This is a genomic window from Nostoc sp. C057, from assembly GCF_013393925.1.
In the GTDB taxonomy this organism is placed as follows: Bacteria; Cyanobacteriota; Cyanobacteriia; order Cyanobacteriales; family Nostocaceae; genus Nostoc; species Nostoc muscorum_A.
Map to the genome: position 1 here is coordinate 4,170,571 of NZ_CP040281.1, position 18,321 is coordinate 4,188,891.

Below are 18,321 nucleotides of genomic sequence, written 5' to 3' on the forward strand. Positions count from 1 at the left end.
ATTTTGTAACATTTGCAATAATCGTAGAATGGATACTGCCACAAACATCAAAATAGAGGTTTTCAGCATCAGTAGACCATGCCTAGCCTATTTCTGAGTTACAAAACTTAGATTTGATCTCAGCAAAACAAGAGTATGTACTCTTGAGACCGGATGTATCTAAGCTACAGGTTCTACACACTTCTTAATAAACCAGCCTTGAGAACGCAAAACGTTCTAATCTAAAAGCTAACTGGGTTAATTTACTGGCAGTTTTGCAGGCAATACTCTCAAGTTCATAAAGCATAGAGACACCGATGTGTCAAGCCTCAAAGCGACCCAGATTTAACATATATAACGATTATGATGGGAGTTTTACAAAGCCGATGAGTGTTAAGGCGAGTGGTGGAAGCTCAGTTGCGCGTCCGCAACTATATCAAACCCTAGCTGTAGCGACAATTACCCAAGCCGAGCAGCAAGACCGCTTTTTGGGAAGTGGTGAACTCAATGAACTGGCAAGCTATTTTGCATCTGGTGCAAAGCGTTTAGAGATTTCCCAGACGCTTACAGATAATGCCGAGATTATTGTGTCTCGCGCTGCCAACCGGATTTTTGTTGGTGGTTCGCCAATGGCTTTTTTAGAAAAGCCCAGAGAAGCAGAACTAGTAACTGCTGGTGGTGGTGGTGCTAATGTTCAGCAAGGGATGCAACTAGGAACTGTAACCTATGTTGAAAGTCGTGGCGGGTTCCTAGAAAATTTACGATCAATCTTTAACTCATCCCCCAGCGGCCCAGTACCCGCAGGTTTCAGACCAATTAACATTGCTCGTTATGGCCCGAGCAACATGGCCAAGAGCTTAAGGGATTTATCCTGGTTCTTGCGCTACGCTACTTATGCGATCGTTGCTGGCGACCCCAACATCATAGCGGTGAACACACGGGGTTTGCGGGAAATAATTGAAAATGCCTGCTCTGGTGAAGCAACGCTGGTAGCTTTGCAAGAAATCAAAGCCGGATCGCTTTCCTTTTTCCGCAAAGATGCTGAGGCTACAGAAATTGTGTCTCAGTACATGGATGTTTTGTTAACAGAATTCAAAGCAGCCACACCTTCAAATAAAGTCCGTCAACGTCCCTCTAGCGACCAACAAGGGTTGCAACTGCCGCAAATTTACTTTAATGCAGCAGAACGCCGTCCCAAGTTTGTGATGAAAACTGGGTTGTCAGCTAGCGAAAAAAATGAGGTAATCAAAGCGGCATATCGGCAAATTTTCGAGCGCGACATTACCCGTGCTTATAGCTTGTCCATATCTGACTTAGAATCCAAGGTGAAAAATGGCGACATCTCCGTGAAGGAGTTTGTTCGTCGTCTAGCTAAATCTCCCCTTTACCAAAAACAGTTTTACCAGCCTTTTATTAACAGCCGAGTCGTCGAACTTGCTTTCCGCCACATTTTAGGACGGGGCCCAAGTAGCCGGGAAGAAGTACAAAAATACTTCTCGATTATTTCTAATGGTGGTCTACCAGCCTTGGTAGATGCCTTAGTAGATTCTGCTGAATACGGCGACTATTTTGGTGAAGAAACAGTACCATACCTCCGGGGTCTAGGGCAAGAAGCACAAGAATGTCGCAACTGGGGACCGCAGCAAGACCTGTTTAACTACAGTGCGCCTTTCCGCAAAATACCTCAGTTTATTACCACATTTGCGGCTTACGAACAGCCACTACCAGACCAACATCCTTACGGTTCTGGTAATGACCCCTTGGAAATTCAGTTTGGCGCGATTTTCCCGAAAGAAACTCGTAACCCCAGCACCCGTCCGGCTCCTTTTGGCAAAGATACCAAACGCATCCTGATTCACCAAGGGGCAGGGATTAATAACCAAAATAGTAATCCCAAAGCACGGGGTGAAGCTCCTGGTACTCTTGGACCCAAGGTGTTCAAATTAGACCAACTGCCTGGTACAAGAGGTAAAAAGGCTGCCAAAAATTCTAGCGTCAGATTCTCCGAAAGCTCAACACAAGCTGTGATTAGAGCTGCTTATCTGCAAGTTTTTGGTCGCGATCTTTACGAAGGTCAGCGCCCGAAGGTATTGGAAATCAAGCTGGAAAACGGCGACATCTCTGTACGGGAGTTTATCCGTGCTTTGGCTAAGTCTGATGTATTCCGCAATCTGTACTGGTCATCGCTCTATGTTTGTAAAGCGATCGAGTATATTCACCGCCGCTTGTTGGGTCGTCCGACTTATGGCCGTCAAGAAATCAACAAGTACTTTGATATTGCTTCCAAACAAGGCTTTTACGCCGTCGTTGATGCGATCATTAACAGCGTAGAATACAGCGAAGCATTTGGTGAAGATACAATTCCTTACGAACGGTATCTGACTCCCGGTGGTGTATCAGGGCGGCAATTGCGCGTTGGTAGCATTCGTGAAGATGTTGCAGCCAAAGTTCAGAAGGAAGTAACGCCAAGCTTTGTAACATTGGGTACAGTCACAGAAAAACGGTCAGAACCAGATATTCAGTTCCGTATTAACCAAGGTGTTAGCAAGCAACGCGAACAAACCAAAATCTTCAAACTGGTTTCCAATACCAGCGACAAAGTTGCAGTAAAAACCTTGATTAGCGCTGCCTATCGTCAGATTTTTGAGCGCGATATTGCACCCTACATCGCTAAAAATGAATTTACGGCGTGGGAAAGCAAGTTGGGGAACGGCGAAATCAGTGTGAAGGAATTTATTCAAGGTTTGGGTTACTCTAACCTCTACCTGAAAGAATTCTACACACCCTACCCCAACACCAAAGTGATTGAGTTGGGAACCAAACACTTCTTAGGACGTGCGCCATTAGACCAGGCAGAAATCCGCAAGTATAACCAAATTTTGGCTACTCAAGGGATTCGTGCCTTTATTGGTGCTTTGGTAGATAGTGTGGAATATAACCAAATATTTGGTGAAGATACGGTTCCTTACCGTCGCTTCCCAACCCTACCTGCGGCAAACTTCCCGAATACTGAGAAGCTGTACAACCAGTTGACCAAGCAAAATGATGACGTAGTTGTGCCTAGCTTTAAACCCGTGCAAGCACGTGTAGGAGTTAGTAACGATACACCACTTTTGACGCAGGCGATCGCAGATATAGCAACCCAAACAAACGGTATCAACAAAAGCAAGCCGGCTTTTGCTGAACTGGGTCGTTCCTACAACGATGGTAGCGGACAACCCGTAGAACTGGGTGTGCGTAAACATGCACGCATTTACCGTCTAACAGAAAGTGCAAACCAAGCCGAAACACAACAGGCAATCAACGCCATTTACTGTCAGGTATTGGATGTATTTAGTGGTGAAGTGCCTGATAGTTTCCGCCGTACTGACCTAGACAGCAAACTCCAGAATGGTGAAATTTCCGTGCGGGAGTTTGTGTGTGAACTAGCTAGTTCCGAAATCTATCGTCAGCGCTTCTTATCACCTTATCCTCATGCCAAGGTCACTGAGTTCCTCTTCCGTCACCTGTTGGGGCGTACACCCGCAGATCAGGAAGAAATTCGCCAGTGCAACCAGCTGCTAACTGATAGTGGTTTATCGGCTGCTGTAAAAGCAATAGTCGAAAGTCCAGAATATAGCCGCTACTTCGGTGAAGATGTTGTGCCTTACAACCGCTTCTCAATAGGGAATAGGGAATAGGGAATAGGTAATAGGGAATAGGGTACAGATTATTTCCTGTGCCCTGTACCCTGTGACCTTCCCCCTTCGTAACCTTTCGTAATATTGCTCTCAGATTACAGCTAAAACAGGGAATTCTGAAAGGTAATATTACAAAGTGTTAAGAGCAGTCATAAATGCTCAACAGAATGCCGGAAAATGTTTTGCGGAAGGTAACTGAGTTTAGAAGCTTGTGTACTTGTGTTGACTCAAGAAAACTCGTAATTAATTAGTCGTAGCAGTTATCAAACTGTTGTGTCTAAAAGAACGAGAGAACGAACTCAGTAAACCAAATTTAGAGTCTCACCAGTTTAATCAAATCCTGGTTTCATTTGTATTGGAGGAATCCATTAATGAGTATCGTCACGAAAGCTATCGTGAATGCTGATGCAGAAGCTCGCTACCTCAGCCCTGGTGAATTGGATCGGATCAAATCCTTTGTTGCCAGTGGTGAACGCCGCGTGCGGATTGCTCAAATTTTGACAGAAAATCGTGAGCGGCTGGTTAAGCAAGCTGGCGATCAATTGTTCCAAAAGCGTCCTGATGTTGTGTCTCCTGGTGGTAACGCTTACGGTCAAGAATTGACTGCTACTTGCCTGCGTGACCTAGATTACTACCTCCGCCTCGTTACCTACGGTATCGTTGCTGGTGATGTTACACCGATTGAAGAAATTGGTGTTATCGGTGCGCGTGAACTGTACAAGTCCTTGGGAACTCCTATTGATGGTGTTGCTGAAGGTATCCGTGGGCTGAAGAATGTAGCTACTACATTGCTGTCTGGTGATGATGCTTCTGAAGCTGGTACCTACTTCGACTACCTAGTTGGTGCCCTGCTATAGGGTGATGCTGTTTCCCTGCCGAAACAGAAGTATTGCAATACGGTTGGAAATAAGGAATTAACAACATGGCTCAAGACGCAATTACCGCTGTCATTAACTCCGCAGACGTTCAAGGTAAATACTTAGACAACTCTGCTTTAGAAAAACTAAAAGGCTATTTCGCTACTGGCGAACTGCGGGTACGTGCTGCTAGCACCATCAGCGCTAACGCTGCTGCGATCGTCAAAGAAGCTGTAGCAAAATCTTTGCTATACTCTGACATCACCCGTCCCGGCGGCAACATGTACACCACCCGCCGCTATGCTGCTTGTATCCGTGATTTGGACTACTACCTCCGCTATGCCACCTACGCTATGTTAGCTGGCGATCCTTCCATTTTGGATGAGCGTGTATTAAATGGCTTGAAAGAAACCTACAACTCTTTAGGAGTTCCCGTTGGCGCTACCGTGCAAGCTATCCAAGCAATCAAGGAAGTAACCGCTAGCTTGGTTGGTTCTGACGCTGGTAAGGAAATGGGCGTTTACTTAGACTATATCTCTTCTGGCTTAAGCTAAGAGCTAGTTTGCGCTTAAGAATTTAGGTGCGGCTTTATTAAGGTCTGGAAATCAACCGTGAGTGCTAGAACGTTATATTGCTTATCTTGGTAAATTATCAGTGATGAGTGTTGGTGGTCTAGTATTGATGTTTGATTTCCAGCCTTGGAATGATTAAAAGATTTGCACTCAAGATTTTGAGATAAAAAAAGTTTTCACAAAGTTTACAGGAGATTTTCAAAATATGTCCCGTTTGTTTAAAATTACTGCTCTAGTTCCCAGCCAAACCCGAATTCGTACCCAACGCGAACTGCAAAATACCTACTTCACTAAGCTAGTTCCCTATGAAAACTGGTTCCGTGAACAACAACGTATTCAAAAAGCAGGCGGCAAAATTATCAAAGTAGAACTGGCAACTGGTAAGCAAGGTGCTAATACTGGCTTGTCGTAATTTTGTAAATAGAATATTATTTTAGGGAATTGGTAAGAGGTTGAAAAAGACCTCTTTTTTGTTGAGAATTAATATTACAAAAAATCTGTTTTCTATTTCGGAAAATTTATGAATCTAGGTATATGGGTTGATAAAAATTGATAAAGAGGTCTAATACCAGACCTCTTTTTTTGTTACTTATATTTCTGAAAGTTAAGAGTTGAACATTTCTACAAGGCGATAACCACGAGTATATAGCGGAACTGGAGCGCCAGAATTCTCTTTTTTCCTGGCTTGTTCACAACTTTCATCAAACACAATTAGCGTTTCCTTACCAACTTTCAGCCAGTCTTCATAAGGCACGCTCATATCTTCTTCAACACCACCAATACTAGGTACTACCATTGCCCGATAAGCTTCATTGAATTTTCTGCGGAACCGGAAATCTACAGAAATTCTTAGACCTTCAGTTTTCCTTCTTACCGTTTGGTGCAATCCACGGGCATCATTAAAGTACATTGTGCCGTGTTGTAGTTGTGCTTCTGTATAGGAGACAACCATTGGAACATCCTGGCCTTCAGCAAAGTCTGACATTACCCGCATCGCCTGTAGTTCCATTTCGCGGGGCATCTCACCTGCTTCAATGGTTATATTATCGATATCGCCAAATAGTGGCAGAACCACTACAGTCGCATCAGCAGCAACACCTGCCCAGACATCGCTATGGCATTTTGAGCTAGCGAAGGGCAAACTCAATTTTTTTGCATCAGTCTTACCATAAACTATGCGGAGATTGACTGGTAAATCTACTGCATCAATCAGTTCATTTGCTCCTAATTGGTAGAAAGCCTCAGCTACGCTTGTTTGAAAGAGGTTAAATGCTAGAGTATGTTCTCGCTTGGGCATCAAAAGACCAGTACCAGTGTAGTTCGGTAATGTATTTCTTGCTTCCAATAGTCGTTCAAGCATTTCAGCTTCTGAAAGAATTATGTGACTATTCAGACACGCTGAAATATAACCCGCAGCAGCAATGCGGATCTGCTGGAACAACTCAGGCTTTAATGTGTGTTCAAACAGTAATCGATACTGTCGCCTTGTAGCAATTTTATCAGCAAGCTCATCAAAGAGTCGATCGCCAAGTTGAGAGAATGTGATCGCATGGTCATATTCTACGCGATCGCCCACTACTGACTTGGCTAACAGTTCTTCTAACATGATCTCTTCCAACGTTATTCTAAATTATTTAAATCACTCATACATCCCAAGCCATTTCATTTTAAAAACGATCTGACTATTACAACTTAACAAAATTATTCTCCTTATACTTCGTAAAATATACTGTTTACTTTCTATTATTTATCTTGATTTAAAGAGTTAAGTTTAACCAGATTAGTAAAGTATATGTAAAGTTAAAGTTTAAGCCTCAACATATTTATATGTAAAGTAGCCATTAACTAAGTATTTTGAAAACTTTATGAAGTCTGATTATATTAATATTTTTATATTTAAAGAAATTAAGAAGTTAAGAATATTTCAGTTAGGCTTTATCTTGAAACCTATCATTTTTTTACGCAAAATTAACCATAAAGCAAAAATCAGTAAAATCAACATTAGCATTAAATTAGGTAAATGTTACAACATATATAGTATTAAATTCTTATAAACCCCGATTGATTAAAACCAACATAACTCTAATATAAATAGATAGTTAAAAATGTCAAATAATCACAAAGACTCAACTATAAACTTATACAATCGCACAGCATCAGACTGGATTAGAGGAGAACCTAGTTCGCTCTCAGACTTTACAGCACGTCCTTTTGTACTAGAGCTTTGTGAGCCTGTTAGTGGACTGCGAGTAGTTGATATAGGTTGTGGAGAAGGTTATTGCAGTCGAGAATTACATAGGCGTGGTGCTGCACAAGTATATGGAATAGACCTTTCCCAAGGCATGATTGAAGCTGCAAGGTTGCAAGAAGTCGAAGATGGTTTAGGTATTAGCTATGAAGTAGGATGTGCTACCAATCTCAAGCAGTTTGATGATGGCAAAATTGACTTAGTTGTTGCAGTATTTTTATTTAACTATTTGACAATCTCTCAAACCCAAGAATGTATGGCAGAAGTTGCACGCATTCTTCGTCCCGGCGGTCAATTTGTATTTAGCGTTCCCCATCCATCTTTTCCATATATGCGGGAGGCAGCATATCCGTTTTATTTTCAAGTTGAGGGTGCAGGCTACTTCAGTAAGCGAGATCAGCAGTTTCCTGGTCGTATTTGGAAACGAGATGGCTCCTGGTTAAATGTCCAATTGATTCACAAAACTCTTGAAGATTACTTTAATGCCCTTAGAATTGCTGGCTTTAATACTATGCCAATTTTACAGGAATTGCGTGTAACTCCAGAACATATTGTAGTAGACCAATCATTTTTTAGTCCCTTACTTGACCAACCACTCCATCTAGCCCTACAAATATCACGATGACACAGATATCTTCTTTAGCGAGAAATTCTTTCCGTGAAATAACAGTTAATCATCCTTTATGGAACAATGAGTTCCTAATCCGTTGTCGGGCTGGAAATTTATTTTTACCAGACGTACAGATACTAGCTGTTCAGATGTACAAATTCTCCAAACAATTTAATCGGATCTTGGCCAGTATCTTATCTTGTTGCGAAGATGAAAGTAGTCAGTTAGTCATCTTAGAAAACCTATTTGACGAAATGGGACAGGGAGATATAACTCAGTCCCACCCAGAGTTGTTTCGTCAATTTACCCGCGCCCTTGGTATCGACGACGAAACTTTGGCAGCACTACCCACTGTACCTGAAACTCGTGCCCTGATTGAAACTTACTTGCAGATGCCACATAAATATGGCTACTTAGCTGCACTAGGTGCTGTCTGTTATGCTTCCGAAGGGATTGTTAGCTCACTCTACACGCAACTATATAAAGGAATTATTGGTGCTGCTCCCTTACCCAAAGAAGCTCTGATCTTTTTTGAAGTCCATATTGATGTAGATGATAGTCATGCAGCAAAGCTAGCAGCAGTGATTGAACCTCAAATTACCATGAATGAAGAGGATATCAAGGTAAAACTGGCTATTGTTGAAGCTATGGATGCGCGTGTCCAATTTTTTAATGGAATTCAGCGTCAAATCTCTAAATACAGCTTGTATCCTGATTCATGGGTGCATTTTGATGCATTGCTGTAGTATTGTGTCAAGTTTAAATTGATGGGTAAATAAGTTTGTAGTAAGGACTTTAGTGCTTACTACAAATCCTCAAAACTAGCTGGGCAAAGCAATAAGTAAAAATACGGTTGTAACAATGAGGATTTGTAGCATTAGAATACAAACAGTTTTACTTGTTTTTTTGGGATTTTAAATCTGTAATAAAACATTTTCAAAGTATAACTACAGAAAATTTTGTCATTTAAATAACCTTTTTAAGAAATTAGTTGTCGAGTCTTGGGTAAATTCACAAAGCAAAATTAGGTGCAGTCATCAGGAGGCTTCCATGTACGGTTTAGTGAACAAGGCGATTCAAGACATGGTATGCAGTCGTTTTGGCGAAGAGACTTGGAAACAAATTAAGCACAAAGCAGAGGTGGACGTAGATGTTTTCCTCAGTATGGAAGGCTATCCCGATGACATCACCCACAAGTTGGTAAAAGCTGCTAGTGTCATTCTAAGTTTATCTCCCAAACAGATTATGCAAGCCTTTGGGGAATTTTGGGTTCAGTACACAGCCCAAGAAGGCTATGGTGAAATGCTGGACATGAGTGGAGATACACTGCCTGAGTTTTTAGAAAACCTCGACAATCTTCATGCTCGTGTAGGAGTTAGCTTTCCTAAACTCCAGCCCCCATCATTTGAGTGTACTGATATGGAGGAAAATTCTCTAAGTTTACACTATCGTTCTGATCGAGAAGGGCTAACTCCAATGGTTATTGGTCTAATCCAAGGATTGGGAACAAGGTTTGATACAGAAGTTCATATTACCCAAACCCAGAATCGGGATGAAGGTGCTGAACATGATGAATTTTTAGTGATTTATAAACCAAATTGAGTGTAGCAGCATGGCTCCTCCTCACCTTACGCTTTCACCAGAGTTACTGGCGAAAGCTTTTCCCTTCCACTTTGCATTTAGCCGTAATCGTGAAATTGTACAAACTGGTGAGGTCTTGGGGCGTATTAGTCCTGAGCCATTAGTTGGTAAATTGATTGAGCAGCATTTCCAGATTAATCGTCCAAAGATTCTGATTGATTTTGATGCTATTAGTAAACAGCCTCGTGCCCTATTTATTTTAGAGTTTCTCCACAATGGAATGCAGCTCAAGGGTCAGATGATGTATCAACCAGAGGAGGAGGTAATATTTTTTTTAGGTTCTCCCTGGATTACAGATACAACTAGCTTGGCTCCTTTGGGTATCAAACTCAAAGACTTTGCGATTCACGACCCAATTGTTGATTTTCTGTTTCTACTACAATCTCAAAACACCGCTTTGGGTGATGCCAAAAAGTTAACAAGCGAACTGAAACAACAAAGGGCACAACTGCGAAGTGCGCTGCAAATTAAGGAGAACCTAGCGGAAATTGCTGAGGCTCAGGCTAAAAGATTGGAAAAATCCCTCCGGGAGCTACAGCAAACTCAAGCCCAATTGGTTCAGGCTGAGAAAATGTCCAGCCTGGGGCAGTTAGTTGCAGGAGTTGCTCACGAAATTAACAACCCCGTTAACTTTATTTACGGAAATTTAAAATATACAAAAGATTATACACAGTGTTTGCTAAAGCTTGTGCTTCTTTACCAGCAATTTTATGCCAATCCTGTGCCAGAAATTAAAGAATGCATTAATGAAATCGAATTAGATTTTTTACTAGATGATTTGCCCAAAATTCTAGATTCGATGCAAGTAGGAGCCGAAAGGATCTCTGAAATTGTCTTGTCTCTGCGGAACTTCTCTCGTCTTGATGAAGCAGGAATGAAAAAGGTTGATATTCACCACGGACTAGATAGTACCTTGCTGATTTTACAGAATCGGTTTAAGAATAGCGTAGATCATCCTGGGATCAAAGTAGTTAAAAACTATGGAAACTTGCCTCTGGTAGATTGCTACGCCGGCCAACTCAATCAAGTGTTCATGAATATTATCAGTAATGCCATCGATGCACTCGAAAGCCATAATGATAAACGCGCGATCGCAGAAATTCATGCTAGTCCGAATAAAATTACAATTACTACAGAAATTATTGAAACAAACTGTGTTATTCGAATTGCTGATAATGGTTCAGGAATGACAGAAGCAGTTAAGGAACGACTGTTTGATCCATTTTTCACAACTAAGCCTGTGGGTAAGGGTACAGGATTAGGTTTGTCAATTAGCTATCAAATTGTAGTTGAAAAACATAGGGGAACACTGAAATGTTTATCAGAACCCGGACAGGGTACTGAGTTCTGGATTGAAATTCCCCTCTCTATGGACACACAAGCAGTTGATTGCGTCAAATCGTTGAGTTATGTTTTATGAATTATGAGAATTAAGAAATGCTTGTAGTGGGAGAGAAGCACTAAGCATTTATTTTTTAACTCTCTGAATTCTCAATTATTTTTAAAACTGCTGTATTTAATGTATAAAATAATTTCTCAGTTTACGTGTAGTGATGCCATCTCTAGGGGATGGTAATCATAGCTTGTTTCGTCTAAGGGTATGGCATTCCTAGCCAATCAAATTTGTCAAAAATATTTAACTAAGGGTGTATTGAAGTTAACAACTCTAAGATTTATGGTTGCAAAGCTTACTTATGAGTTATAAGTTATGATTTATGAGTTTTATTTCTAACTCCTAATTCCTAACTTTTTACCTGTACTGCTCGTGAATCTACGCCGCCTGATTCCAATTTTTGATAGTTCAGTCTCCAACTGGGCACTAGAAGCGCGTTTGTTGCGCTGGTTAACTTTGATTTGGCTGTTTGTCGGCTTGATAATGCTATTTTCAGCATCCTATCCCGTCGCTGACGCACGTCAGAGTGATGGACTGTACTACTTTAAGCGTCAACTACTTTGGGTCTTAGTTTCTTTAATCGGGTTTAATATTATTGTTAATTTGCCGTTACAGAAAATTTTGAGAGTATCCCATTGGTTTTTGTTGCTGTTTTTGGCATTAATTTTCGTCACACTAATCCCAGGATTGGGAAAAAAGGCTTTTGACGCAGCCCGTTGGATTGCGATCGGACCAATTCCTATTCAACCTTCAGAATTAATTAAACCCTTTTTGGTGCTGCAAAGTGCGCGGCTTTTTGGTCAGTGGGAACGTATTAGTTGGCGGGTTCGCTTTGCTTGGTTGGGTATTTTCGGTTTGGTACTTTTAGGAATTCTTGCCCAGCCCAACTTAAGTACAACAGCACTTTGCGGTATGACTATTTGGCTAATTGCTCTCGCGGCTGGCCTACCTTACAAGTACCTGGGAGGAACAGCAATTGGCGGAGTAATGTTGGCGATACTCAGTATTAGCATAAAAGAGTATCAGCGTAAGCGGGTGATGTCATTCCTCAATCCTTGGGCGGATGCTACAGGAGATGGCTACCAGTTGGTGCAAAGTCTACTAGCTGTGGGTTCTGGTAGGACTTGGGGAGCCGGGTTTGGGCTTTCTCAACAAAAACTGTTTTATTTACCGATTCAGGATACCGATTTTATTTTTGCCGTGTTCGCTGAGGAGTTTGGCTTTGTTGGCAGTATGGTGTTGTTGGCACTTTTAGCTACATTCGCCACCCTCGGATTAATTGTGGCACTGAAGGCTAAAAATATAGTGCATCGATTGGTAGCGATCGGTGTGATGATTTTGATGATAGGACAATCACTGCTCCATATTGGTGTAGCTACAGGTTCTCTACCAACTACAGGCTTACCTTTACCCATGTTTAGTTATGGTGGTAATTCTATGATTGCTAGCTTAATAGCTGCTGGGTTGCTGATTCGGGTAGCACGCGAGAGTAATGAAGCTGAGGTAGTACCGTTACGAAAACCCCTGTTTCAAAATGGGCGAAGACATCGAGGTTTCCAAAAAAATAAGAATTGAGTTAGTTGGAAATAGGGCAAGCAACCTTTCACAGCCTATTGAGAATGTGCCTAAGAGCCTGATAAAACTTACCTCTGAGGTAAGGGGCTTTGAAATGGGTTCGGTGGAATTGGGTTAATGCTAGGTATAGGAGTAGGTACTACTTTTTTGAGGACTGTGATTACAAATCCTTTTTGCTGGGGTGGTTGCTTATTAGATATATCATTAACTTGCAGCGTGATTTGAGGTGGGAAGGCTAGATTAACTGGAAACTGCTTTGAGTCACTTAATGCAACTTCATCGCCGTATGGCAAAAGTTTAACTTGAATATTTTCTTTTTCCCCTTCTACTCTCCAACTCAGGGTAGCAGTTGTTCCTTCGTTGAGAACCAGATTTGGTTGATCGCTACCGTTGATTGTGAAAGAAACAATCCTAAATGGTTTTGGTAAAATTTCTATTTTAGATTCAGTCTTTTTAAAACTATTTTTTTGACTTCCATTAGAAAAAGCTTTGATTTGAAAGGCAAATTTTCCTGCTTTATATGCAGGTATAGGGATATTTGTACATCGTAGCTCTTGATTTTGTTGTGTACATAGCTTTTTGAGCTTAGGGTCTGCAAGATTACCTTGGTTAATTTTATAAACAATTGGTTCGCCGTAGGATGTCTCATCATCTGCACTCCCACCAATTTGAATTTGTTGCAGCAGTAATGGACGCGCAATAGTCCAACTTAAAAGAATATTTTGACCTTTTATATACTGTGGTTTATCGGCTTGAAAATTAACAACTTCAGCAATTGGTTTCTCAGCTATTTCTACTTGGGTTGTTTGGGTTGCTATTTGATTAGTTCGAGAAAATAACTGTATACCATTTTGATAAGAAGCTTGTAGCTGAAAAGTGTAATTTCCTTTTGTTTTCACTCCAGTTTTCACGTTACTACAAATAAGGTCTTGTTTTTCTTGTATCTGACAAAGAGGTGTACTTCCTTTACCCAATGCTTCAGGAATGCCATTGCTAAAGTCATAAATAATAGGCTCAATAGGTTGGGAACCTTTAGCGGTCAGAACCAATTTTTGCAACTGTTTATAGTGGTGAATTTCCCAGTTCAAAGCAACCTCATCACCTTCAGTAATTTGAGAGTCTTTTGCACTAAAATTTTCTAATTTCAAAGGATCGGGATTTAAAATTCGCCAAATGATAAATCCTATCCCTCCCAATAATCCCAAAATTGCCAAAATTAACAGAATAAATTGCCACAAAGGACGGGGTTTCCATACCAAGCTCCCTTGAGGCAATGTGTTAGGTAGGGGTAAATTTTTTTGGTCTTTGATGTCGAGTTGAAAGTTAACCACTAACCCTGCGCCAAACCACGGTTTTCGCCACCAAGGTCTGGGTTTGACTGTCAAGTTGGCCACAGCACTTCTATTTGGTAGTAATCTTATTTCAGTCGGATCAAATTTGTAAGTATATAGTTCTTCTTCGTCTCGACTTTTTAAGCTTAATATCAGTTCACGGACAATATTACCCTGGTTCGCTAGTGCTAATTCATACTTTCCCAGACTACGGCTAACTTGTCCCAAAATCGTATGAAGTTCTATATCTAAGCGATAATTTGTCGGAATTTGAATGTACACCAAGTCTAGCAGTACTAAGTCGGGAGAGTTCTCCGAATACAAGCGGATTGTAGGAGAATAGCTTCCTGCGAGTGTATCTCCAGGTGGGTGAAATTTCAACAATATTTGACCTTTAGTACCAGGGTTCAGTTCTAGTGCAGTAGCTTCCGATACTAATCCAGAACTCTCATATCCGCTTGCAGGGTAATTAATTGTAAACCAGTCTTCGTCTAAATCTGGACAACTCAAGCGGAACCTATCGACGAGATAAGAGCGATTATCAACTATAACCTCTACTTGCAGAGGCTCACTAGGATTGAAAATTAGTGGCTTGTTGGGGTTGGTGTTAGGTCTAATGGAAAATGTCGGGTCATTCACCCGAATTGCAGTCTGTTCTTGTAGCAGAACCTTAATTTGGTTTGGGAAGGTTATAGGTGTATCTTGAGGATAATGTAGAGGTGAATCTACGACTAATGTATAGTCATAGGTTCCAGGAAGAGTATTTGCGGCAATTTGAAACTCAAATCTTACTTCATCGCTATTCTGTTGGGAAGCTAATGCTAAACTTTCTCTAGGAGAACTAGACCAACCGGTTAAATTTTGAAATACTTCGTCAAAAACAAAATGTAAGTCAATAACCGCATCTTGACCTCCTTGATTGATCACAACAACATAGAGTTCAATAGTATCTCCTGGCATTCCAAATTGAATTCCAGGTGGGTTGATAATAACTTGCAGTGGATTGAATTTAGCTTGCATATCATTGACTCTCTTATTTGATGCGGTGTAGTTTGACTTGAAAATCTTCACCACCACTAACAATCATGGTTCCTTGATTAGTTTTCAAGTCGATACTATTGATTTTTTTAGAGCTTTGGTAAATTGTTTTACCTTCTGCTGCCTTTATTTTGTCAAGCTTATGTTCGGGAGTTAAGTACCAAAGCACCACTCGTCCATCATCGCCACCACTTACTAGCAAACTACCATCATCACTAAATGCCAGACTACGCACAGATGTTTTTGATGCTGGCCAGCGATCTATTGGCGAACAATTGAGTTCATTAACTTTTTCCTGCGGATTGGGATTTTTGAGAGTTTGGCACTGATTCAAATTCCAAATCGTAATGAATCCCGCTGAATCGGAGGTTGCTAGGATTTTTTCTGTCGAGTTAGGAACAAAAGCCAATCCCCAGATATAGTCTTCACGCCCAACTAATGGGTCTAGTTTTTCTAGATTTTGCACTGATAAACCTGGGAATTTTTTATCAGATTGAGTTGGGTTCCACTGCCACAAGATAAAACGCTTAAAGTTTCCCGCAATTACTACAGTTTTGGCATCTGGGCTGAGATTTAATGCCCGGACTTGGAAACCTGATAGTTTCAATGTACTTTGTACGTCGATAACTTGCGGTTCTGGCAGAAAATCGCTGTTAGGCGCTGATCTTGACCATACTCTAACTTTACCACTGCCATAGCCACTGAATAAGTTAAGTGAGTTTGAAGTGAAAGCTAAATCAAAGACGCGATCGCCTTTTGCTTTAGGATCTTTAAGGTCTTGAAGTTCGCTAATCTTTAGACCTGATGGTACATCTCTAAGTTCAATTACACCATTATCGAGACCAACGGCAACACGATCATTTTGTAATGGCATGAAGCGTAAGACTTCTACAGCATCATCGGTAATCGCCATTAAACCTTTGGGCTGTTGCCGTTGGTCGCAAGCTACGGGTTGCCCAGCGTATGTTACTGTGTCATCGGGGCCTAAGCTATCAGCAGCAATTCTCCAAAGTCTTAATGTGCAATCATCTGAGCCACTGACCACAGATAAACCAATACCACTAAAGCGTATTGAGTTTACAGAACGTGTATGCATTATATCTCTTGGTTGCAGTATTAATGCTAGGAGTGCAGCTAAGAGTGCGATCGCAGCTAGCTGTAGCCATAGAGGTATAATTGGCAAAGCCTCCACTTCTAATGTCTGCGTGGCGGGGTCTGTACTGCCTAAACGTTGGTCGGATAATTCAGATTTAGCCTCTAATAAAAGAGTTTTACCGATTCCTACCCAAGGGCGTTTTGTTTTAACATCAAGAATGACCTTACTTGTTTCTCCTAAATGGAGATTGGCATTTTCAGGAAGCTTTTTGAAAGTACATTTTCGCCAGTCTCTACCCTGTACCTGGACATTAATTTGCTGGTTGAGGTTGCTAGCGTTTTTAAATAGTAATTCAAAGGAAGCTGTATCAGATTTCCAGTCAGGTAACCATGCCGATTTACTAGGAATTTTGAGGTGTTTTTGAGTGGTGGTAAAGTCTATAAAACCCACTGGTAAGACTTCAATGTTGCCTTCAGCATTGGTTGGATAACCATTATTGCTAACAGCTTCAATAGTAAAAGGATAATTTTGGCTGGGTGCTTGCACTACAGAAGGAGGTTGACATTGAAATGTGGCTTCTGCTAATCCCCCTGGATCTAAAGATAATCGGCGTTCTGCACTACCTGCTAGCCAAGATGGATCAACGCCTGTAAAACGTAGCCCCACATCAGTTGGTTGTTGCCCCAAGTTCCGCACCCGCACTGGTATATCTACTGAATTGCGGGGATAAACTTGAAACTCGCGTACAGGCAATTCGACACTTAAGTGTGTTGGTCTGTTATCTCGTTCGATTTTCAGACGCAGCACAAGTCTGCACTGTTGTGCTAATTGCGGCGAAAAAATATTAACCATCAGGTTGACAGTACCGACAAATCCTGGAATGGGTGTATTGAATATGAAGACTTGAAATATAGTACTGCTTCCTGGTGGTTTAGCTGCTGCCACCTCTGGTTCGAGTCGATACCATCGGTATCCAGTGTTTCGGGTTTCTCCGGCGGCGGTAATTTCTACCTGAAAATTGGCAAAGCGATCGCTGTCATTATTGACAGTTACCTCAAATGATACAGGAGTATCACCTGGACGAAAAGTTAGGTTCTGAGTAGAAAGGCTGGCATTAATAACACTTTTTTCCATGCTATTATTTATACTATTTTATTATTTTCCATGACTAATACTATTAAAAAATTAATATCTGCGAAAAAGTGACAATCGTTTTTTGGGTTTGATTATTCAAATGTATATATTCAAATTGTGTAATAAATTTCTCAATTGATAAAAGTCATTTTCATGAAATCTATATATTATATTCACATAGAAATTCATCAATGGGATATCTGTCACAATTCCCAACAAAGCTTGATAACCCAAGTTTATGGACGAAAAATTGAGTTTTTCTGATAAAACCACCACAAAACCTAATTTTTAGTACACGTACCAGAGTTCTTTGTTCACCAACCGTTGGCTTGACAAGTATACATAAAAAGTAAGCCAGTAATTATATTTATCAATAAGGGACACTTTACTCTATCTTTCCCTGTACCCAAGCACTGAAGGATTGCACCAGATCAATTTCATCCATAGTTTTACTTTGCTGGATAAATTTATTCATATCACTAACAGAAATTAAAGGAAAAGCTATGCTAAACTTAATCTCAATATATTCACTTTCTATTAGTTGATAAAATTTTAAAACTTCACCATCATATCTCCATAATTCTGCTACACCTAAAGCCGCATAAATATTAAGCTTATTAACAGAGCTGCTAGTAATATCAATTTCAACTGCTAAATCCGGTGCTGGGTCTGTTTTTAAATCTAATTCTTGCTTACCTCTAATTGCTGGCTCATTTTGAATATAATAGCAAGTATCGGGTTCTATTCCCTTTGTTATTGTTTTACGTTTTAATGTTGTAGAACCAGCACTTCTAATTTTAGTTTTTAATTCCACTGCTAAAGCGAATATCAATCGGTCAAACTGAATTTTAGGATTTTCGTGTTCAAAAAGTGGAGTCATGATTTCTAAAACACCACAGTCATAAGCAAATCTTGAGCCTCTGTCCTCACCTGTATCTCTCAGCAAGGCTTCAAAGGTTTCCCAGCTAATGTTCTGTAGCACTGTTCTTTGTTCAGCAGGTGTTGACTTGACAAGCATATTAGAATACTTTTTCTGTCAGGATGTTAGATAAAATCCCGATAATTTTACCTGTGTCATTAATATAATATTCGCTCAAGTCAATTTCAACCATTTGACCAAGAAAATAAGTTTCAAAAACTTTTGTTTATCCTATAAATAATCCAGAT

At 40.6% G+C, this 18,321-nt stretch carries 12 protein-coding genes and 1 pseudogene; 9 read left to right on the forward strand and 4 right to left on the reverse strand.

Annotated elements, in window-relative coordinates:
* Nucleotides 1-365: 365 nt before the first annotated feature.
* From FD724_RS17885 to FD724_RS17900, 4 genes and pseudogenes are all read left to right on the forward strand, one after another.
* Nucleotides 366-3,638, forward strand: a pseudogene (locus tag FD724_RS17885) (phycobilisome rod-core linker polypeptide); the annotation flags it as partial.
* 392 nt (nucleotides 3,639-4,030) lie between these two features.
* Complete coding sequence (apcA, locus tag FD724_RS17890; protein ID WP_012411145.1) at nucleotides 4,031-4,516, forward strand: allophycocyanin subunit alpha; 486 nt, start codon at nucleotides 4,031-4,033, stop codon at nucleotides 4,514-4,516.
* 65 nt (nucleotides 4,517-4,581) lie between these two features.
* Entirely contained in the window at nucleotides 4,582-5,070 is a 489-nt protein-coding gene (gene apcB, locus FD724_RS17895; protein WP_012411144.1) for an allophycocyanin subunit beta, read from the forward strand.
* 223 nt (nucleotides 5,071-5,293) lie between these two features.
* The gene (locus FD724_RS17900) at nucleotides 5,294-5,500 is read left to right on the forward strand and encodes a phycobilisome linker polypeptide (protein WP_012411143.1); all 207 of its coding nucleotides are present in this window, start codon (nucleotides 5,294-5,296) and stop codon (nucleotides 5,498-5,500) included.
* Between the two features lie 192 nt (nucleotides 5,501-5,692).
* On the opposite strand, the gene FD724_RS17905 is transcribed toward FD724_RS17900, so the two are convergent.
* Nucleotides 5,693-6,694, reverse strand: a complete 1,002-nt coding sequence (locus tag FD724_RS17905) for a hypothetical protein (RefSeq protein WP_179073547.1) — start codon at nucleotides 6,692-6,694, stop codon at nucleotides 5,693-5,695.
* Nucleotides 6,695-7,193: 499 nt separating this feature from the next.
* On the opposite strand from FD724_RS17905, the gene FD724_RS17910 reads away from it, so the two are divergent.
* The 5 genes from FD724_RS17910 (at nucleotide 7,194) to FD724_RS17930 (ending at nucleotide 12,555) form a co-directional block, all read left to right on the forward strand.
* Complete coding sequence (locus tag FD724_RS17910; protein ID WP_179073548.1) at nucleotides 7,194-7,961, forward strand: class I SAM-dependent methyltransferase; 768 nt, start codon at nucleotides 7,194-7,196, stop codon at nucleotides 7,959-7,961.
* A complete protein-coding gene (locus FD724_RS17915; protein ID WP_179073549.1) occupies nucleotides 7,958-8,692 on the forward strand; it encodes a TenA family transcriptional regulator in 735 nt (244 codons plus the stop codon). The genes FD724_RS17910 and FD724_RS17915 overlap by 4 nt, the downstream gene beginning before the upstream one ends.
* Before the next feature lie 304 nt (nucleotides 8,693-8,996).
* A complete protein-coding gene (locus tag FD724_RS17920) occupies nucleotides 8,997-9,548 on the forward strand; it encodes a heme NO-binding domain-containing protein (protein WP_179073550.1) in 552 nt (183 codons plus the stop codon).
* 10 nt (nucleotides 9,549-9,558) lie between these two features.
* Nucleotides 9,559-11,007 carry a sensor histidine kinase gene (locus FD724_RS17925; protein WP_179073551.1) on the forward strand — a complete coding sequence of 483 codons (1,449 nt, stop codon included), beginning with the start codon at nucleotides 9,559-9,561 and terminating at the stop codon, nucleotides 11,005-11,007.
* A gap of 345 nt (nucleotides 11,008-11,352) precedes the next feature.
* A complete protein-coding gene (locus FD724_RS17930) occupies nucleotides 11,353-12,555 on the forward strand; it encodes an FtsW/RodA/SpoVE family cell cycle protein (protein ID WP_179073552.1) in 1,203 nt (400 codons plus the stop codon).
* A 68-nt stretch (nucleotides 12,556-12,623) separates the two neighbouring features.
* Here FD724_RS17930 and FD724_RS17935 read toward each other — a convergent pair whose 3' ends face one another.
* The 3 genes from FD724_RS17935 to FD724_RS17945 all read right to left on the reverse strand — a co-directional run bounded on the left by FD724_RS17935 (nucleotide 12,624) and on the right by FD724_RS17945 (nucleotide 18,172).
* Nucleotides 12,624-14,906, reverse strand: a complete 2,283-nt coding sequence (locus tag FD724_RS17935; protein WP_179073553.1) for a hypothetical protein — start codon at nucleotides 14,904-14,906, stop codon at nucleotides 12,624-12,626.
* A 13-nt stretch (nucleotides 14,907-14,919) separates the two neighbouring features.
* Nucleotides 14,920-17,154, reverse strand: a complete 2,235-nt coding sequence (locus FD724_RS17940; RefSeq protein WP_179073554.1) for a hypothetical protein — start codon at nucleotides 17,152-17,154, stop codon at nucleotides 14,920-14,922.
* A gap of 385 nt (nucleotides 17,155-17,539) precedes the next feature.
* Nucleotides 17,540-18,172 carry a Uma2 family endonuclease gene (locus tag FD724_RS17945; protein ID WP_179073555.1) on the reverse strand — a complete coding sequence of 211 codons (633 nt, stop codon included), beginning with the start codon at nucleotides 18,170-18,172 and terminating at the stop codon, nucleotides 17,540-17,542.
* Between the last annotated feature and the right edge of the window lie 149 nt (nucleotides 18,173-18,321).